Raw genomic sequence first — 19,543 nt, forward strand, 5'->3', positions numbered from 1 at the left:
CAACCTAACTCACCTTTTTAATCATTCTCTTCAACAGCATATCGGCTTTTTCAAAAAAAAGCCTGTCCGAAGACAGGCTTGATGGGAAAAGTTCGAAAACCCGGCTCGTCGGTAGGTATCAAACTAAACATGAAAATGATGGTTGATGCATGACGACTATCATTTTCATGGTGGGGAGTTGATTGCGGTTTTTTAATATTCAAAAAGGATAGAACAGCATTTAGCTTATCCTCTTGCACCCACGGCATAGCCGTGGGTCTTGCACTCGGGCGAAGCACCACTCTACATATTATGTACTACACGCTTCGCTTGTCTTGCGTAAGCGTCCGCTGAACACACCTTATGAATTCGTCCTATAAGCCTTAATTTAGTCCTCACTTAAAAACAAGTGGGAACTTAAATTTATGACTACAAATAACCAGACATCCATCGCATCTCTTACGATAAAACGAAGAACATATAGTGCTGAATTTAAACAGCAGATCGTTCAGGCGTGTAAAGCATCGGAGGTTTCAATTGCTTCGGTCGCTTTGCAACATGGATTGAATACAAATCTTGTATCCAAATGGATTCGCTTAATTGATGCTAAGCCAGGGAATGATCGCTCACTACTACCGAATAAACCTGCATTTATTGCCTTATCTTGCTCTGCACCATTAGATCCTATTTCTACTGGCATGTTAACGGTTCAAATTACTTTACCCCACTCAAAAGCAGAAATTGGCTTGAAATGGCAAGTATCAGAAATGTCTGCTTTAGCAAAATTACTCAAGGCACTTACAACATGATCCGTATCGATGAAATCTGGTTGTCTACTCAGCCCATGGACATGCGTGCAGGTATGGATACGGCCATGGCTCAGGTGGTGAGAGCCTTTGGCTACATCAAACCGCATTGTGCTTACCTGTTCTGTAATAAACGTGGCCATCGCATGAAAGTGCTGGTACATGATGGACTGGGGATCTGGCTGTGTGCTCGGCGGTTGGAACAGGGAAAATTTCACTGGGCTAAAGTTCACCAGGGTGAAAGCGTAGCCCTCAGCCCAGAACAGTTACAGGCACTGATCCAGGGTTTGCCTTGGCAGCGCATTGGACGACAGCAAGTGGTCACAATGCTCTAAACTAGCTTGGTCCAAGTTGCTATTCTCCAAACGTTCTATTTCATTCTTCTCATGACCTCAGGCATACTGCGGTCATGAATACACTGCCTGATTTAAGCCAACTGACCCATGAACAACTGCTGGAATTTACTAGACAGTTGGCAATGCAACATCAGTCTCTGGCACAATCAAACCAGCAATTAGATGCCAAAGTTCAGCATCTTGAAGTATCCAATCTGCAATTAGATGCCAAAGTTCAGCATCTTTCCATTCTCAATCAAAAATACGAGCATGAACTTGCGCTGTTTAAAAAGCACAAATTCGACAGTAAAAACGAACATCTCACCGCAAAACAAATCCATCTCTGGGATGAAGCGGTCGAAGAAGATATTGCCGCTGTTGATCTGGAACTGGAACGGCTGAATGCAGATAAAACTGATGCAGCGACACACAAAGCCACAGTCAACAAACCTAAACGTCGACTGCTGCCCGATCATCTACACACCATCCGTATTGAGCATGAACCTGCATCAACCCAATGCAGTTGTGGCTGCCAGTTACGTCGTATCGGCGAAGATATCAGTGAAAAACTGCATTTCAGACCGGCACAGTTCTATAAGGAACAGCATGTACGTGGCAAATGGGTCTGTGATCAGTGTGACACCCTGACTCAGCAAGCGATGCCCGCCTATGTGATTGATAAAGGTATTGCCAGTCCTGAACTGCTCAGCCATGTGCTGGTATCGAAGTATGCCGATCATTTGCCGCTGTACCGTCAGCGCCTGATCTATCAGCGGGCGGGCATTGATCTGTCCAGATCCACGTTATCTGACTGGATTGGTCGCTGCGGTGTAGAACTGGAACCTCTGGCCAATGCCTTAAAACAGGTGGTGCTGCAACAGCGGGTGATCCATGCCGATGAAACACCAGTCACCATCATGCGGATGGGTGATGATGAGAAAAAACCGAAGAAAGGTTATGTCTGGGCCTATGCCACTACACAGTACAATCCAGTTCAAGCGGTGATCTATGACTTTCAGGATAGCCGTTCAGGTCAGCATGCAGAAGAGTTCCTGAATGGCTGGCAGGGCCATCTGGTCTGTGATGATTACAGTGGTTATAAAGCACGCTTTAAATCAGGCGATGTCATTGAGGTGGGCTGCATGGCGCATGCGCGTCGTAAATTCCATGAGCTACATGTGACTGGGAAAAGTCAGATCGCTGAACAGGCATTAGTGCTGATTCAGAAACTGTATGCGATAGAAGCAGAACTCAGGAAAAAGACCGATAGTACAGCAGAACACCGCCGCGAATACCGACAACAGCATAGCCAACCGGTGATGCAACAACTGTATGAATGGCTCAACCAGCATCAACTGACGGTGCCATCGAGTTCTCCAACCGCCAAGGCCATCAATTACACTCTGAAGCGTTGGCCAGCTTTAAGCCGCTATCTGGATGATGGCAATCTACCGATTTGCAATAATTGGGTGGAAAACCAAGTGCGGCCTTGGGCGTTGGGACGTAAGAACTGGTTATTTGCAGGTTCGCTGCGTAGTGGTCAGCGAGCGGCAAACATCATGACTTTAATCCAGTCAGCAAAGCTGAATGGGTTGGATCCGTATGCCTATTTAAGTGATGTGCTGAAAAGATTGCCGACCCATAAAGTGACCCAAATAGAAGAATTGCTACCACACCGCTGGAAATCCAACTCAAATTAAAAAATAGACATGGGGTTCAGCGGACGCTTACTGTCTTGCCACAAATTAAGGCAGTGCTTCAAATACTGCGCACTTCGTTTGCTTTGCGCAAAACTGAAAAGCAGTGGTTTTGGTGTTATCACTCGAAGCATAGCTTCTCGTCTTGCGCAAGGGCAGTACTATGGAAACTGCGCGCTACGCTTGCCTTGCGCAAAATTAAAAAGGAGTCCTTTTAATTCCTTACCAGCCATAGCATAGCTATGGCTCTTGCGCTCGGGCGAAGCAGTGCTTCGTTTTATCTTGAACTACGCGCTTCGCTTGTCTTGCGAATAACTAAAGCAGTGCTTCAGTTATTCTCAGGCTGTGGCGTAAGACGTAAATAAGGAGTTACTGCCTTATAGCCTTTAGGGAAGCGTTGTTTGATTTCTTCCTCATCTTTTAATGAAGGCACAATCACTACATCATCGCCATGTTGCCAGTTAGCCGGGGTTGCTACTTTATGGTTGTCAGTTAATTGTAGAGAGTCGACTACACGTAATACTTCATGGAAATTACGGCCTGTTGATGCAGGGTAGGTAATAATTAGACGCACTTTCTTGTTTGGATCAATGATCACCAGAGAACGTACAGTCAGGGTTTCACTCGCGTTCGGGTGAATGAAGTCATACAGCTCAGATACTTTACGGTCCTGATCGGCAATGATCGGGAAGTTAACGGTAGTACCTTGAGTTTCATTGATGTCTTTGATCCAACCGTGATGGGATTCAACATCATCAACAGAAAGGGCAATTGCTTTCACGCCACGCTTTTCAAATTCATCTTTTAACTTTGCGGTAAAGCCCAGTTCAGTGGTGCATACAGGGGTGTAATCGGCTGGATGTGAAAATAAAATGCCCCAGCTATCGCCTAGAAAGTCATAAAAATTAATTAAGCCTTCGCTAGATTGCTGTTCAAAATTCGGTGCGGTATCGCCTAAACGTAAACTCATTTTTCTTGCCTCAATTGATCTTGTAATGTGTCGATGAGAATAAATATGAACCAATTTTTTTATGATTAAAAATAGTGTTTTTAGAATTTCTTATGAATAAACCGAATAAAGAAGTAGGCTATTGATTCAGAATCAGACAAATCAGTCGTCTAATTAACTATATTGCATGGGTAAAATTTGCTACATTACCTTGCCTTAGGTCTCAGGGCTAGGACGAAGGATGAGTTTTTTTCATTGGTTTTCTGGCAAAACCCTTGTAGTTCAAATTTCTAGCACCATAATAACGACTAAGAACATATTTATTTGACAAGCAAGATTTAGAGAGTCTATTCATGTTGGCAAGTCTGATCGGAGGAATCTTCGGTACCAAAAATGAGCGCGAACTCAAACGCATGCGTAAAATCGTAGACAAGATTAATGCGCTCGAGCCGACGATATCAGCCCTAAGCGATGCAGACTTATCTGCAAAAACTGAAGAATTCAAACAACGATATAATAAGGGTGAAAGCCTAGATAAGTTACTTCCTGAAGCATTCGCAGTCTGTCGTGAAGCTGCAAAACGTGTCATGGGAATGCGTCACTATGACGTACAGTTGATTGGTGGTATTACCCTGCATGAAGGCAAGATTGCCGAGATGCGTACCGGTGAAGGTAAAACCCTGATGGGAACGCTGGCCTGTTATCTTAATGCATTGAGCGGGCAGGGTGTCCATGTCATCACGGTGAACGACTATTTGGCACAACGTGATGCCGAGTTAAACCGTCCATTGTTCGAATTCTTGGGTTTAAGCATCGGGATTATCTATTCCATGCAGAACCCGATAGAAAAATCTGAAGCCTATAAAGCAGATATCACTTACGGTACCAATAACGAATTCGGTTTTGATTATCTTCGTGACAATATGGTGTTCTCGCTGGCTGAGAAAAAACAGCGTGGTCTGACTTATGCCATTATCGATGAGGTCGATTCGATCCTGATCGATGAAGCGCGTACACCACTGATTATCTCTGGTCAAAGTGAAGACTCCTCCCAGCTTTATGCAGCGATCAACAGCATTCCACCGAAGTTAAAAGCACAGAAAGAAGAAAAAGTACCGGATGGCGGTCATTTCTGGATTGATGAAAAACAGCGCTCTGTTGAAATTACAGAAACCGGTTTTGAAACCATTGAAAGTGAATTGATTGCAATGGGCTTGCTGGCTGAAGGTGAAAGCCTGTATTCAGCTTCTAATCTGAATTTGCTGCATCATGTGACTGCTGCGATTCGTGCGCACTATTTATATCAACGTAACGTGCATTACATCATCCATGAAGGCGAAGTGATCATTGTTGATGAAAATACCGGTCGTACCATGCCAGGTCGTCGCTGGTCTGAAGGTTTGCACCAGGCAGTTGAAGCAAAAGAAGGTCTGGAAATTCAGCCGGAAAACCAAACCCTTGCAACCACAACATTCCAGAACTATTTCCGTCTGTATAAAAAATTATCCGGTATGACTGGTACTGCAGATACTGAGGCTGCGGAAATGAAAGAGATCTATGGTCTGGATGTGGTAATCATTCCAACCCACCGTCCAATGATCCGTAATGACCAGAACGATTTGATCTACCTGAATCGTGAAGGAAAATACAATGCGATTATTCAGGAAATCCAGCGTGTTCATGAAGCTGGTGTTGCGCCAATTCTGATTGGTACGGCCACTATTGAAGCGTCGGAAATTCTTTCTGACAAGCTTAAAGAAGCTGGTATTGAACATGAAGTCCTGAATGCCAAACAGCATGAGCGTGAAGCAGATATTATTGCCCAAGCGGGTGCACCGCGTGCTGTAACGATTGCAACTAACATGGCCGGTCGTGGTACCGATATTTTGCTGGGTGGTAACTGGAAAGCGCTACTGGCCAAAATTGAAAACCCAACCCCTGAAGATGAAGCACGTCTGAAAGCAGAATGGGAAGCGAATCATGAAGCAGTTCTTGCTTCTGGTGGTTTGCATATTATCGGTTCTGAGCGTCATGAATCTCGCCGTATCGATAACCAGTTGCGTGGTCGTGCGGGCCGTCAGGGTGACCCGGGTGTATCGCGTTTCTACCTGTCTCTTGAAGATGACTTGATGCGTATCTTTGCGGGTGACCGTGTGGTTGCCATGATGCGTGCAATGGGCTTAAAAGAAGATGAAGCGATTGAACACAAAATGGTGTCACGCTCAATCGAAAATGCACAACGCAAAGTAGAAGCACGTAACTTCGACATTCGTAAGAACCTGTTGAAATACGATGATGTGAATAACGAACAGCGTAAGATCATTTATAGTCAGCGTGATGAGATTCTGGCTGAAAGCTCATTGCAGGATTATATCGAAGAGATGATCCGTGAAGTGATGCAGGGCATGATCGCGAACTATATTCCGCCTGAATCGATTCATGACCAGTGGGATATTGAAGGTCTGGAACTTGCACTACGTGAAGACTTGTCGATTGATCTGCCAGTCGCACAATGGTTAGAGCAGGATCGTCGTTTAGATGAAGAAGCACTGGTTGAACGAATTACTGAAGAAGTGGTAAACCGTTACCGTTCACGTCGTGAACAAATGGGTGCTGAATCTGCAGCATCACTCGAACGTCATTTCATGTTGAACTCTCTGGACCGTCACTGGAAAGAGCATCTGGCTGCGATGGATTACCTGCGTCAAGGAATTCATTTACGCGGTTATGCACAGAAAAACCCAGAGCAGGAATACAAAAAAGAAGCCTACAACCTGTTTGTAAACATGCTGGGGGTGATTAAATCTGACGTCATTACTGATCTGTCACGCATCCATGTGCCAACACCTGAAGAACTGGCTGAAATGGAAGCACAGCAGCAGGCACAGGCTGAAGCGATGCGTTTGCAGTTATCTCATCAGGAATTTGATGGATTACTGGCTGAAGAAGATGAAATCACCACTGAACAAAGTGCGCAGGCTAATCCTGTTGCACCAGTCTTTGAAGCACCGGCAAGCCGTAATGCACCTTGTCCATGTGGTTCAGGTCTGAAATATAAACAGTGTCATGGCAAGATCTAATTTCTGCTAAGTTTCTAAACTATAAAAAGATCAGGGCTATTTGGTCCCGATCTTTTTATGTATATGGACTTTTAGGTGGTGAATACTGTTTGCACTGTACTGGATTAAATGGTATTTAATGGCAGATTGAACACCGCAAAGTGGAAGAAACAATGACAAAAGTATTAAAAACGATGATGGTTGCTGCTTTGGCAATCCCGACTTTAAGTTTTGCAGAAACAGCAACAACGACACCTGCTAAAGTTCAGCAGGCCATTGGTCCAACTACGGCTCAGGTTCAGACGGGTACAGATGGTCAGGTGACCATTGCAAGTCCGCGTACCGGCATTCGCTATACCTTTAATAATTCAAACCGTCCAATCGTTTTGCAGACTGCAGCGATTGCAGCAGCTAATTCAGCCAATGCAGACCGTATTGTTGCTTCTAACCCTGCGCTTTCTGCGGCAAGTCAGCAACAGGCGAAACAGGCTTTATTGAGTGACTCAACCCAGCTGGCTAAAAACTAAGTTTGATCCAGTTTAATAAAACCAGTCACTATGACTGGTTTTTTTTGTGAAAAACCATAAGAAAAGTGAGTGTTCATCTGGCTTTGGCTCGATTTTTTAATGAAGATCAACTAAGCTGTATTTTTATGAAACTTCAATATTGGACATTTAAAAATGGCAGTTGGTGACGTATCTATGCCACAGATGCATGTGGTAAAAGGGGTGAGAATTGGTTCGGCAGAAGCGTATGTGCGCTATCAGAACCGACGTGACCTGGTGATATTTGAACTGGCTGAAGGCTCCAATGTTGCAGGTGTATTTACCCAGAATGCTTTTTGTGCTGCCCCTGTACATGTTTCTAAAGCACATCTGGCGGTAGGTAATCCACGTTATTTAGTGATTAATACCGGAAATGCCAATGCTGGTACTGGTCCAACAGGTATGGCGAATGCTGACGCCACTTGTGCCAAACTGGCTGAACTTGCAGGCGTGAAAGCTGAAGAAGTATTGCCATTTTCAACAGGGGTAATTGGCGAGCAATTACCAATGGAACGTCTTCTGAGTGGTTTACAGCCTGCATTAGAGTCATTGCGTGACGATGCCTGGATCGATGCAGCAACCGGCATCATGACCACAGACACTACACCGAAAGGTGCGTCTGAACAGTTCGAGATGGATGGTATTACTTATACCATGACCGGGATTTCCAAAGGTGCCGGCATGATTCGCCCAAATATGGCGACTATGTTGGGTTATGTGGCGACTGATGTACCAATCAGCCGTGAACTGGTTCAACAGCTTTTATCTGAGACAGTGAATCAGTCATTCAACCGCATTACTATTGATGGTGATACCTCTACCAATGACTCTTGTATTTTCATTGCCACAGGTCAGGCCGGTGGAACAGAAATTTCATCAGTTGAAGATCCGCGTTATGCTGCTGTGTTTGAAGTATTAATGCGTACCATGAAGCGTCTTGCACAACTGATTGTGCGTGATGGTGAAGGCGCAACCAAGTTTATTACTGTGGCCGTAGAAGGTGGTGCCAATACTCAGGAATGCTGTGACGTGGCTTATAGCATCGCCCATTCTCCATTGGTGAAAACTGCGATCTTTGCTTCTGATCCAAACTGGGGGCGTATTCTGGCTGCAATCGGTTATGCAGGTGTGGCGAATTTAGACGTTGCAAAAATTCAGGTTTGGTTAGATGATGTACAAATCTGCAAGGATGGTGGAGCAGCAGCAGATTATACCGAAGAGGCAGGTGCACGTGTGATGGCACAAGCTGAAATGACGATTCGTGTTGATCTTGGACGGGGTGAAGCAAAAGATACAGTCTATACCTGTGACCTGTCCTATGATTATGTGAAGATCAATGCTGATTATCGTTCATAATTCAGATTGTTTCTTAAGCCTCCGTTGTGGGGCTTTTTTTATATCTTATGATTTTTAATGACTGGTCAAAAAGCATTTTGCTGGAGATGACCGGGATGTAGGGTGAAAGGTTCGTTGAATAATGAGCCATGAGGGTAGAGTAAGAGTTGTTATGAATGATGCGACCAAATTAATAGCCAATGAAGCCAAATCGATTGTACAGGCGCATTTAGATCGTTTAGGAGAACCCAAAGAGCATCAGATCAGTGCACAGGCCAAACAGGAAAAATTCGCACAGATTCAAGCTGAACTGGAAAAGCAGAATGCAGTGCTAGTTGCACATTATTATTGTGATCCTGAAGTACAGGAACTGGCAGAACTGACTGGTGGCTGTGTCTCCGATTCATTGGAAATGGCACGTTTTGGACGTGACCATCCTGCGTCGACCTTGGTGGTGGCCGGGGTTAAGTTCATGGGTGAAACCTCAAAAATACTTTCACCAGAAAAAACCGTCCTTATGCCAACTCTTGAAGCAACCTGTTCACTGGATTTGGGCTGTCCGGTAGAGGAATTTACCAAATTCTGTGATGCGCATCCTGATCATACTGTAGTCGTTTATGCCAATACTTCGGCTGCGGTTAAAGCCCGCGCTGACTGGGTCGTGACTTCAAGTTGTGCAGTTGAGATTATTGAACACCTCGATAGTTTGGGCGAGAAAATTATCTGGGCACCGGATCAGCATCTGGGGCGTTATATTCAGAATAAAACTGGTGCTGACATGCTGCTTTGGGATGGTGCTTGTATTGTTCATGAAGAATTCCGTTCGCGCGGAATTGCCAATATGAAAGCCTTATATCCTGATGCGGCAGTGCTGGTTCATCCAGAATCACCGATGTCTGTGGTAGAAATTGCTGATGCAGTTGGAAGTACTTCTCAGTTAATCAAGGCAGCTCAAACCTTGCCACATCAGCGTTTGATCGTGGCAACGGATCGCGGTATTTTCTATAAAATGCAGCAGGCTGTACCAGATAAGATTCTGATTGAAGCTCCAACCGCTGGAGAAGGAGCAACCTGTCGTTCATGTGCACACTGTCCTTGGATGGCCATGAACGAGCTAGATGGAATTTTGCATGTTCTACAACATCGTGATCAGGAGATTCATGTTGATCCTGCATTAGCTCAGCGAGCCAAACTGCCTTTAGATCGTATGCTGGATTTTAGTGCTAGTTTGAAACGCTAAGATTTTGTATAAAAAATGTCTGAAATGCTTGATAAATAAACGCTTGAAGTGTTTTTTTGATTTTTTTTAAATATAGGTGTTGACGTCTTATGGCGTCACGCCTAGAATGCACACCGTACCAAGCGATAAGCTTGATACGAAAGCTGAGATGAATCGGAGCATAGCACAGCCTGGTAGTGCACCTGGTTTGGGACCAGGGGGTCGTAGGTTCGAATCCTACTGCTCCGACCAATTCTTCAAGGCGGATGGTGAAAATCATCAGTAAAGCGCTTGTAGCTCAGTTGGATAGAGCATCCGCCTTCTAAGCGGATGGTCACAGGTTCGAATCCTGTCAGGCGCGCCATTTTTGGTGGCTTGATATTTAAGAACCAAGGCAATGGTGGATGTAGCTCAGTTGGTAGAGCCCCGGATTGTGATTCCGGTTGTCGTGGGTTCGAATCCCATCATTCACCCCAACTCTTTGAGTTGAACATCGGAGCATAGCACAGCCTGGTAGTGCACCTGGTTTGGGACCAGGGGGTCGTAGGTTCGAATCCTACTGCTCCGACCATCTTCTTCATGGTGGTTAGGATTAATGATACCGCGTCAAGCGGTTTTTTTATGTCTAAATAATGAAGACACCGTGATGGTGGATGTAGCTCAGTTGGTAGAGCCCCGGATTGTGATTCCGGTTGTCGTGGGTTCGAATCCCATCATTCACCCCAACTTTTTTGAGTTGAACATCGGAGCATAGCACAGCCTGGTAGTGCACCTGGTTTGGGACCAGGGGGTCGTAGGTTCGAATCCTACTGCTCCGACCATCTATAAAAATGATTAATTATATGTATACCGCATTAGGCGGGTTTTTTATGTCTAAAATTTAAGTACGAACTAAATTTATCAATCAAAATAAAAATAGATTAGAAATTGGTTATTGATTAAGTTCATTCTTCATTCTTCATTCTTCATTCTTCATTCTTCATTCTTCATTCTTCATTCTTCATTCTTCATTCTTCATTCTTCATTCTTCATTCTTCATTCTTCATTCTTCATTCTTCATTCTTCATTCTTCATTCTTCATTCTTCATTCTTCATTCTTCATTCTTCATTCTTCATTCTTCATTCTTCATTCTTCATTCTTCATTCCAGAATTATGTTTTTAATAAGTCGAGCTAAATGTACCTAGATCTTTTTATGGGTGAGTCGCATTTATTGGGAGGTCCATAGGGATTGTGAAAATAAGAAAAATATTTATTCGAGTGAGTTGGAAGAATATTTTAAGCAAGAGTAGTTATAGGAATAAAAAACTAAATTGCACTTTATTAAGCTGAAACGAAATAGCCCCTGTTTTTTAAATTAAAAAATGGAAATAGTAAAAAGATATCTAAAAATAGGGTTTTTAGATTAAAGAATATGCATATGGGGCTTTTTGTAGAAATAATAATCAACTGAAGTATTTTCTTAAAAATAGGGGTTGCGCTTGTTTGGGATTGGTCTATAATGCACATCCATCGGCGGTGATGAAGATTAAAACTTCTGATAAAACAGTAACTTAGCATGAAATGGTTGAGTTGGGTTTTAGAAAGGAAGTTTAAAAATAATTTTCATTACTGGTTGACTTTCTAGAGATAGAGAGTAATATAGCCGACCTAGCTTGCTACTGATGAAGTAGTAAGAAGATCATTAAGAGATTATGAAGAACAACTTGTGTGGATTTTTACTGGTTGATTGATCGAAATTATTTTCATTAATTGATTGGTTTAAATTACTCGAAGTTTATTTGAGCGAAATTTAAGTCAGAAAATTGATGAGCCAAGTTTAAGAACTTTACTTATAAAGTTCGAAATGATTTTAACTGAAGAGTTTGATCATGGCTCAGATTGAACGCTGGCGGCAGGCTTAACACATGCAAGTCGAGCGGGGATAGGGTGCTTGCACCTGATTCCTAGCGGCGGACGGGTGAGTAATGCTTAGGAATCTGCCTATTAGTGGGGGACAACGTTCCGAAAGGGACGCTAATACCGCATACGTCCTACGGGAGAAAGCAGGGGATCTTCGGACCTTGCGCTAATAGATGAGCCTAAGTCGGATTAGCTAGTTGGTGGGGTAAAGGCCTACCAAGGCGACGATCTGTAGCGGGTCTGAGAGGATGATCCGCCACACTGGGACTGAGACACGGCCCAGACTCCTACGGGAGGCAGCAGTGGGGAATATTGGACAATGGGGGGAACCCTGATCCAGCCATGCCGCGTGTGTGAAGAAGGCCTTTTGGTTGTAAAGCACTTTAAGCGAGGAGGAGGCTTACCTGGTTAATACCTGGGATAAGTGGACGTTACTCGCAGAATAAGCACCGGCTAACTCTGTGCCAGCAGCCGCGGTAATACAGAGGGTGCAAGCGTTAATCGGATTTACTGGGCGTAAAGCGCGCGTAGGTGGCTAATTAAGTCAAATGTGAAATCCCCGAGCTTAACTTGGGAATTGCATTCGATACTGGTTAGCTAGAGTATGGGAGAGGATGGTAGAATTCCAGGTGTAGCGGTGAAATGCGTAGAGATCTGGAGGAATACCGATGGCGAAGGCAGCCATCTGGCCTAATACTGACACTGAGGTGCGAAAGCATGGGGAGCAAACAGGATTAGATACCCTGGTAGTCCATGCCGTAAACGATGTCTACTAGCCGTTGGGGCCCTTGAGGCTTTAGTGGCGCAGCTAACGCGATAAGTAGACCGCCTGGGGAGTACGGTCGCAAGACTAAAACTCAAATGAATTGACGGGGGCCCGCACAAGCGGTGGAGCATGTGGTTTAATTCGATGCAACGCGAAGAACCTTACCTGGCCTTGACATACAGAGAACTTTCCAGAGATGGATTGGTGCCTTCGGGAACTCTGATACAGGTGCTGCATGGCTGTCGTCAGCTCGTGTCGTGAGATGTTGGGTTAAGTCCCGCAACGAGCGCAACCCTTTTCCTTATTTGCCAGCACTTCGGGTGGGAACTTTAAGGATACTGCCAGTGACAAACTGGAGGAAGGCGGGGACGACGTCAAGTCATCATGGCCCTTACGGCCAGGGCTACACACGTGCTACAATGGTCGGTACAAAGGGTTGCTACTGCGCGAGCAGATGCTAATCTCAAAAAGCCGATCGTAGTCCGGATCGCAGTCTGCAACTCGACTGCGTGAAGTCGGAATCGCTAGTAATCGCGGATCAGAATGCCGCGGTGAATACGTTCCCGGGCCTTGTACACACCGCCCGTCACACCATGGGAGTTTGTTGCACCAGAAGTAGGTAGTCTAACCTTAGGGAGGACGCTTACCACGGTGTGGCCGATGACTGGGGTGAAGTCGTAACAAGGTAGCCGTAGGGGAACCTGCGGCTGGATCACCTCCTTAACGAAAGATTGACGATTGGTAAGAATCCACAACAAGTTGTTCTTCATGACGATGTATCTGAGGGTCTGTAGCTCAGTTGGTTAGAGCACACGCTTGATAAGCGTGGGGTCACAAGTTCAAGTCTTGTCAGACCCACCATCTGCCAGAAAACAGAAAATCAGAACATTGACTTATTGATAAGCTGGGGACTTAGCTTAGTTGGTAGAGCGCCTGCTTTGCACGCAGGAGGTCAGGAGTTCGACTCTCCTAGTCTCCACCACTCATTGCGATGCAATGAGTTAAACATTAAGCAAACGGTTTGATAGCTTATAGAGCTTAGTAAGAAAGCGGCGTATAATGCGCGGAATTGTTATTAATCTCTGTGATTTATCACAGTAATGCAGTCCGACGAGGATGCATTAAATCATTAACAGAATATATTTGAGTTGAAATAATTTGTTCATACTCATACAAGAGCGGAAACAAGAGATCGCAAGATTGACTGTTGAAGTGATTGAATGAGAACTAGCGAAATTAACTGAATCAAGCGTTTTGGTATATGAATCTAATTGAAGCTGTACAGTGCTTAAGTGCACGGAACAACGAACTGTGAGAGAAGCCAGTTTACTGGTGGATCTGTTGCTCATCCTACTTGTAGGGATGAACGACTGTTTGGGGTTGTATAGTCAAGTAATTAAGTGCATGTGGTGGATGCCTTGGCAGTCAGAGGCGAAGAAAGACGTGATAGCCTGCGAAAAGCTCCGGGGAGGCGGCAAATATCCTGTGATCCGGAGATGTCTGAATGGGGAAACCCACCGGCTATAAGGTCGGTATCATAAACTGAATACATAGGTTTATGAGGCGAACGCGGAGAAGTGAAACATCTCAGTATCCGTAGGAAAAGAAATCAATTGAGATTCCCTCAGTAGCGGCGAGCGAAAGGGGAACAGCCCATTAAGTCATATCAGTTTTAGTGGAATGCTCTGGGAAGTGCAACCATAGTGGGTGATAGTCCTGTACACGAAAGGGCTGATATGATGATGTCGAGTAGGGCGAGGCACGTGAAACCTTGTCTGAATATAGGGGGACCATCCTCTAAGGCTAAATACTCCTGACTGACCGATAGTGAACCAGTACCGTGAGGGAAAGGCGAAAAGAACCCCTGTGAGGGGAGTGAAATAGATCCTGAAACCGCATGCATACAAGCAGTGGGAGCCACTTTGTGTGGTGACTGCGTACCTTTTGTATAATGGGTCAGCGACTTATATTCAGTAGCGAGGTTAACCGCATAGGGGAGCCGTAGAGAAATCGAGTCTTAATAGGGCGTATAGTTGCTGGGTATAGACCCGAAACCGGGTGATCTATCCATGAGCAGGTTGAAGGTTGGGTAACACTAACTGGAGGACCGAACCCACTGTCGTTGAAAAGCCAGGGGATGACTTGTGGATAGGGGTGAAAGGCTAATCAAACTCGGTGATAGCTGGTTCTCCCCGAAAGCTATTTAGGTAGCGCCTCGGACGAATACCATTGGGGGTAGAGCACTGTTTCGGCTAGGGGGTCATCCCGACTTACCAAACCGATGCAAACTCCGAATACCAATGAGTACTATCCGGGAGACAGACTGCGGGTGCTAACGTCCGTAGTCAAGAGGAAAACAATCCAGACCGCCAGCTAAGGTCCCTAAATCATAGTTAAGTGGGAAACGATGTGGGAAGGCATAGACAGCTAGGAGGTTGGCTTAGAAGCAGCCACCCTTTAAAGAAAGCGTAATAGCTCACTAGTCGAGTCGGCCTGCGCGGAAGATGTAACGGGGCTAAAACTATGTACCGAAGCTGCGGATTTGCAATTTATTGCAAGTGGTAGGGGAGCGTTCTGTAAGCCGATGAAGGTGGATTGAGAAGTCTGCTGGAGGTATCAGAAGTGCGAATGCTGACGTGAGTAACGACAAAACGGGTGAAAAACCCGTTCGCTGAAAGACCAAGGGTTCCAGTCCAACGTTAATCGGGGCTGGGTGAGTCGACCCCTAAGGCGAGGCCGAGAGGCGTAGTCGATGGGAAATTGGTTAATATTCCAATACTTCAGTGTAATGCGATGAGAGGACGGAGAAGGTTAAGTCAGCCTGGCGTTGGTTGTCCAGGTGGAAGACAGTAGGCATGCATCTTAGGCAAATCCGGGGTGCTCTATGCTGAGAGTTGATAGCAAGCCAGTTTACTGGTGAAGTGGCTGATACCATACTTCCAGGAAAAGTCTCTAAGCTTCAGTTACACTGGAATCGTACCCGAAACCGACACAGGTGGTCAGGTCGAGTAGACCAAAGCGCTTGAGAGAACTCTGCTGAAGGAACTAGGCAAAATGGTACCGTAACTTCGGGAGAAGGTACGCTGCCGGCGGTGATAGGACTTGCTCCTTGAGCTGTTGGCAGCCTCAGAAACCAGGCCGCTGCAACTGTTTATTAAAAACATAGCACTCTGCAAACACGAAAGTGGACGTATAGGGTGTGATGCCTGCCCGGTGCTGGAAGGTTAATTGATGGGGTTAGCGTAAGCGAAGCTCTTGATCGAAGCCCCAGTAAACGGCGGCCGTAACTATAACGGTCCTAAGGTAGCGAAATTCCTTGTCGGGTAAGTTCCGACCTGCACGAATGGCATAATGATGGCGGCGCTGTCTCCAGCAGAGGCTCAGTGAAATCGAATTCGCCGTGAAGATGCGGTGTACCCGCGGCTAGACGGAAAGACCCCGTGAACCTTTACTGCAGCTTGACATTGAACTTTGATCTTACTTGTGTAGGATAGGTGGGAGGCTTTGAAGTGGTGACGCTAGTTGCCATGGAGCCGTCCTTGAAATACCACCCTGGTAATATTGAGGTTCTAACTCTGCTCCCTGATCGGGAGCGAGGACCATGTCTGGTGGGTAGTTTGACTGGGGCGGTCTCCTCCTAAAGAGTAACGGAGGAGTACGAAGGTGCGCTCAGCGTGGTCGGAAATCACGCGTAGAGTATAAAGGCAAAAGCGCGCTTAACTGCGAGACCCACAAGTCGAGCAGGTACGAAAGTAGGTCTTAGTGATCCGGTGGTTCTGTATGGAAGGGCCATCGCTCAACGGATAAAAGGTACTCTGGGGATAACAGGCTGATACCGCCCAAGAGTTCATATCGACGGCGGTGTTTGGCACCTCGATGTCGGCTCATCTCATCCTGGGGCTGAAGCAGGTCCCAAGGGTATGGCTGTTCGCCATTTAAAGAGGTACGCGAGCTGGGTTTAGAACGTCGTGAGACAGTTCGGTCCCTATCTACCGTGGGCGCTGGAAATTTGAGAGGATCTGCTCCTAGTACGAGAGGACCAGAGTGGACGAACCTCTGGTGTACCGGTTGTGACGCCAGTCGCATCGCCGGGTAGCTATGTTCGGAAGGGATAACCGCTGAAAGCATCTAAGCGGGAAGCCTACCTCAAGATAAGATTTCCCCGAGACTTTATGTCTCCTAAAGAGCCGTTGAAGACTACGACGTTGATAGGTTGGATGTGGAAGCATAGCGATATGTGAAGCTGACCAATACTAATTGCTCGTGAGGCTTGACTATACAACACCCAAGCAGTTGTATATAAAGCGTCAATTGATTTCATATTGATCTAACGATCAGACGAAACCTTGATTTAGTTAAGCTAATCGAACAAACTACTGCAACTCAGATACATCTGTTAATGCATTCTATTTGAAGAAAGCTAGGCAAACGAAGCGCAAGCAACGTAGATAAGACCATAGCGAGTAAGCATACCAGTTGTGCTGGCGACCATAGCAAGAGTGAACCACCTGATCCCTTCCCGAACTCAGAAGTGAAACCTCTTAGCGCTGATGGTAGTGTGGGGTCTCCCATGTGAGAGTAAGTCATCGCCAGCTCATTATTCCAAAAGCCCTCTGCTTACGCAGGGGGCTTTTTTTATGTGTGGGGTTTAAGAAAATTAAGCCAAATTATATTAATTTACAAATCGGTTGAATACTGTTTAATAAAAATAAGTGATTAATAATACTTAAAAATTATATAAAAATGACGTTAAAGTTCATGAAATCATTATAGTTTTGTGTGTTTTTTTATCAAACTATGTTATAAAAGTTAAAACGGCATGAAAATTGCTTATAAAACGAGATTTTTATTAGGGGGTCATATGAAATTATCAGTGGGATTACGAATTGCCAACTCGCTGTCATTAACTCCACAGTTACAACAAGCAATCCGCTTATTACAATTATCCAGTCTGGAACTAGAGCAAGAAATCCAGCTACAACTTGATAGTAATCCTTTGTTAGAAAAAGTTGAAGAGCAAATCAGTGTTGAAAGTCTTTCAACTGTTGATGCGAGTCAAAAGGATTTAACCAATGAACTCAATGCAGACCATCTTCCGGACGATCTACCTGTAGATACCGACTGGGATGATGTCTATACTCATCAACCGACAAGTCTAGGTGCAGCAGAGTTCGAAGAGCGCGAAGACAATCGTCAAAGCCGGCAAAGCCTACAAGAATATATGCTCGAGCAGATTAATCTGCTACACTTTTCTCGCATTGATCAGCTGATTGCATACTGCATTATTGATTCTCTAGATGAAAAGGGTTTTCTGGATGCAGAAATTTCTGAAATTACTGCATCAGTACAGCATCTTTTATCTTCCATGGATTATGAGGAAGAAATCGAAGAGGATGAAGTACTCGTTGTTCTCAAGCATGTTCAGCGTCTTGATCCGATAGGAGTGGGTTCTAGAAATCTCGCTGAGTGTTTATTGATTCAGCTGGATAGCCTGCCAGTTAATACCCCTTGTCGTAATGATGCGGTTAAATTGCTGCAACATTATGAGCTGCTGATTACCAATGAATTACCAAAACTCATTAAGCAAACTGGTTTAAATCAGGAACAATTACGCTGTGCGGTTGATTTGCTGAAAACTCTTAAGCCGTATCCTGGGCTGGAGTTTGAAAGTAAAGAATCTGATTATCAGATCCCGGATGTCGTGGTAATGAAAAAGAATGACTGCTGGCAGGTGACGTTAAACCCTGATGTGATGCCTAAGTTGAGACTAAATTCTTTTTATACCAATATGATTCGTCGTGCTGATCAGAGCGAAGATAATCAATATTTGCGTAATCAGATGCTGGAAGCGAAAAACTTTATTAAAAGTATCGATGAACGTCATAAAACTTTATTAAAAGTAGCCACCTGTATTGTTGAACATCAGAAAAGCTTTTTAGAGATTGGTCCTGAAGGTATGAAGCCTCTGGTTTTACGTGATATTGCTGAAGAAGTTGAATTACATGAATCAACGGTATCCCGTGTAACGACTAACAAATATATGCTAACTCCTCGTGGTTTATTTGAACTGAAATACTTCTTCTCGAGTCATGTAGGAACGACTTCTGGGGGAGAGGCTTCATCTACTGCAATCCGTGCCAAAATTAAGAAAATGATTGCAGAAGAAAATGCACGTAAGCCTTTATCTGACAATACAATTGCCAATCTTTTGAAAGAAGAGGGGATTGATGTGGCACGACGTACGGTCGCGAAATATCGTGAGTCGTTACATATTCCTTCATCTTCTGAGCGAAAAGTCTTGATCTAGTTTTTGAAATTTGATTATTCTAGAGATTCATTATGACAACGTAATGAATCTTTTTTCTTTTGAGGAATGGTGAAAATGATCTGAATAAATGCTTTAAATCACGATTTTGCTTGAGCAAGTTGTTGTATTCTTTTCATTTTTAACTGTGACTCTTCTGATCCTAACGAAGGTGAGGGATAGAACTATGCAAATAACAATTCGTGGACATCATTTATCAATTACGCCAGCGATCGAAGAAACTATAAAAACGAAATTTTCACAGATGACCAAACATCTGGATCAGGTGAACAGCATGCAAGTTAAGCTTTCTAAAGATCATCAGATTGATAAGCGCTCAAAAAGAGGCAGTAGTAACCATATCGCAGAAGCGATTGTCCGTTTACCGGGTATTGAGTTTTTTGCCCATGCCAATGCTGATGATATGTATACCTCGATTAAAATTTTGACGGAAAAATTAAAAAAACAAATTGACCGATATCGCGAAATGCAGCTGAATCATCAGAGTTTAGCCATTTAAGTGACCAAACTGGGAAAAAGAGGTTTTTAAAAGCCTCTTTTTTTATATATATAATGTATGTGACTAATGAATTATTTTTTACATTTATAGTAAAATGGCTCGTTTTACACCCTTAGTCCTATAAGAGG

10 protein-coding genes, 8 tRNA genes and 3 rRNA genes are annotated in these 19,543 nt (G+C 44.5%); 20 read left to right on the top strand and 1 reads right to left on the bottom strand.

Annotated features, from left to right (window positions below):
* Positions 1 to 404: 404 nt before the first annotated feature.
* From tnpA to tnpC, 3 genes are all read left to right on the top strand, one after another.
* Complete coding sequence (gene tnpA / locus FOC32_RS07365; RefSeq protein ID WP_005100737.1) at positions 405 to 788, top strand: IS66-like element accessory protein TnpA; 384 nt, start codon at positions 405 to 407, stop codon at positions 786 to 788.
* The gene (gene tnpB / locus FOC32_RS07370; protein ID WP_004642106.1) at positions 785 to 1,120 is read left to right on the top strand and encodes an IS66 family insertion sequence element accessory protein TnpB; all 336 of its coding nucleotides are present in this window, start codon (positions 785 to 787) and stop codon (positions 1,118 to 1,120) included. The genes tnpA and tnpB overlap by 4 nt, the downstream gene beginning before the upstream one ends.
* A 74-nt stretch (positions 1,121 to 1,194) precedes the next feature.
* The gene (gene tnpC / locus FOC32_RS07375; protein WP_005104480.1) at positions 1,195 to 2,820 is read left to right on the top strand and encodes an IS66 family transposase; all 1,626 of its coding nucleotides are present in this window, start codon (positions 1,195 to 1,197) and stop codon (positions 2,818 to 2,820) included.
* 325 nt (positions 2,821 to 3,145) lie between these two features.
* Here tnpC and FOC32_RS07380 read toward each other — a convergent pair whose 3' ends face one another.
* Positions 3,146 to 3,787, bottom strand: a complete 642-nt coding sequence (locus FOC32_RS07380; protein ID WP_175966726.1) for a peroxiredoxin — start codon at positions 3,785 to 3,787, stop codon at positions 3,146 to 3,148.
* A 332-nt stretch (positions 3,788 to 4,119) separates the two neighbouring features.
* On the opposite strand from FOC32_RS07380, the gene secA reads away from it, so the two are divergent.
* From secA to hpf, 17 genes are all read left to right on the top strand, one after another.
* Positions 4,120 to 6,846 carry a preprotein translocase subunit SecA gene (secA, locus tag FOC32_RS07385; RefSeq protein ID WP_175966728.1) on the top strand — a complete coding sequence of 909 codons (2,727 nt, stop codon included), beginning with the start codon at positions 4,120 to 4,122 and terminating at the stop codon, positions 6,844 to 6,846.
* A gap of 152 nt (positions 6,847 to 6,998) precedes the next feature.
* Complete coding sequence (locus FOC32_RS07390; protein ID WP_175966730.1) at positions 6,999 to 7,352, top strand: hypothetical protein; 354 nt, start codon at positions 6,999 to 7,001, stop codon at positions 7,350 to 7,352.
* A gap of 153 nt (positions 7,353 to 7,505) precedes the next feature.
* On the top strand, positions 7,506 to 8,726 hold the full coding sequence (argJ, locus tag FOC32_RS07395) for a bifunctional glutamate N-acetyltransferase/amino-acid acetyltransferase ArgJ (RefSeq protein ID WP_175966731.1): 1,221 nt from the start codon (positions 7,506 to 7,508) through the stop codon (positions 8,724 to 8,726).
* A gap of 151 nt (positions 8,727 to 8,877) precedes the next feature.
* Positions 8,878 to 9,945 (top strand): quinolinate synthase NadA, encoded by a 1,068-nt coding sequence (gene nadA, locus FOC32_RS07400; RefSeq protein ID WP_175966732.1) that lies wholly within the window; start codon positions 8,878 to 8,880, stop codon positions 9,943 to 9,945.
* 154 nt (positions 9,946 to 10,099) lie between these two features.
* A tRNA-Pro gene (locus tag FOC32_RS07405) sits at positions 10,100 to 10,176 on the top strand.
* Between the two features lie 35 nt (positions 10,177 to 10,211).
* Positions 10,212 to 10,288: transfer RNA gene (locus FOC32_RS07410), tRNA-Arg, on the top strand.
* A 36-nt stretch (positions 10,289 to 10,324) separates the two neighbouring features.
* Positions 10,325 to 10,400 (top strand) — tRNA-His (locus tag FOC32_RS07415).
* Between the two features lie 18 nt (positions 10,401 to 10,418).
* Positions 10,419 to 10,495: transfer RNA gene (locus tag FOC32_RS07420), tRNA-Pro, on the top strand.
* Positions 10,496 to 10,573: 78 nt separating this feature from the next.
* Positions 10,574 to 10,649: transfer RNA gene (locus FOC32_RS07425), tRNA-His, on the top strand.
* 19 nt (positions 10,650 to 10,668) lie between these two features.
* Positions 10,669 to 10,745, top strand: a tRNA-Pro gene (locus FOC32_RS07430).
* A gap of 1,031 nt (positions 10,746 to 11,776) precedes the next feature.
* A 16S ribosomal RNA gene (locus tag FOC32_RS07435) occupies positions 11,777 to 13,314 on the top strand.
* A gap of 61 nt (positions 13,315 to 13,375) precedes the next feature.
* A tRNA-Ile gene (locus tag FOC32_RS07440) sits at positions 13,376 to 13,452 on the top strand.
* Positions 13,453 to 13,497: 45 nt separating this feature from the next.
* Positions 13,498 to 13,573, top strand: a tRNA-Ala gene (locus FOC32_RS07445).
* A gap of 404 nt (positions 13,574 to 13,977) precedes the next feature.
* A 23S ribosomal RNA gene (locus FOC32_RS07450) occupies positions 13,978 to 16,869 on the top strand.
* Between the two features lie 202 nt (positions 16,870 to 17,071).
* Positions 17,072 to 17,186 (top strand): 5S ribosomal RNA (gene rrf / locus FOC32_RS07455).
* The 16S, 23S and 5S rRNA genes sit together here with 2 tRNA genes alongside, the layout of an rRNA operon.
* 266 nt (positions 17,187 to 17,452) lie before the next feature.
* The gene (locus tag FOC32_RS07460) at positions 17,453 to 18,898 is read left to right on the top strand and encodes an RNA polymerase factor sigma-54 (RefSeq protein ID WP_175966733.1); all 1,446 of its coding nucleotides are present in this window, start codon (positions 17,453 to 17,455) and stop codon (positions 18,896 to 18,898) included.
* Between the two features lie 184 nt (positions 18,899 to 19,082).
* Positions 19,083 to 19,415 (top strand): ribosome hibernation-promoting factor, HPF/YfiA family, encoded by a 333-nt coding sequence (gene hpf / locus FOC32_RS07465; RefSeq protein ID WP_004783414.1) that lies wholly within the window; start codon positions 19,083 to 19,085, stop codon positions 19,413 to 19,415.
* The last annotated feature ends 128 nt before the right edge of the window (positions 19,416 to 19,543 follow it).

It is taken from the genome of Acinetobacter sp. FDAARGOS_724 (assembly GCF_013364475.1).
GTDB lineage: Bacteria > Pseudomonadota > Gammaproteobacteria > Pseudomonadales > Moraxellaceae > Acinetobacter > Acinetobacter variabilis.

Bases quoted from the DNA above. Each gene is read 5' to 3' on its own strand.
- FOC32_RS07390 (WP_175966730.1), top strand. From the start codon at position 6,999: ATGACAAAAGTATTAAAAACGATGATGGTTGCTGCTTTGGCAATCCCG.
- hpf (WP_004783414.1), top strand. From the start codon at position 19,083: ATGCAAATAACAATTCGTGGACATCATTTATCAATTACGCCAGCGATC.
- FOC32_RS07380 (WP_175966726.1), bottom strand. From the start codon at position 3,787: ATGAGTTTACGTTTAGGCGATACCGCACCGAATTTTGAACAGCAATCT.
- tnpC (WP_005104480.1), top strand. From the start codon at position 1,195: ATGAATACACTGCCTGATTTAAGCCAACTGACCCATGAACAACTGCTG.
- tnpA (WP_005100737.1), top strand. From the start codon at position 405: ATGACTACAAATAACCAGACATCCATCGCATCTCTTACGATAAAACGA.
- tnpB (WP_004642106.1), top strand. From the start codon at position 785: ATGATCCGTATCGATGAAATCTGGTTGTCTACTCAGCCCATGGACATG.
- FOC32_RS07460 (WP_175966733.1), top strand. From the start codon at position 17,453: ATGAAATTATCAGTGGGATTACGAATTGCCAACTCGCTGTCATTAACT.
- argJ (WP_175966731.1), top strand. From the start codon at position 7,506: ATGGCAGTTGGTGACGTATCTATGCCACAGATGCATGTGGTAAAAGGG.
- secA (WP_175966728.1), top strand. From the start codon at position 4,120: ATGTTGGCAAGTCTGATCGGAGGAATCTTCGGTACCAAAAATGAGCGC.
- nadA (WP_175966732.1), top strand. From the start codon at position 8,878: ATGAATGATGCGACCAAATTAATAGCCAATGAAGCCAAATCGATTGTA.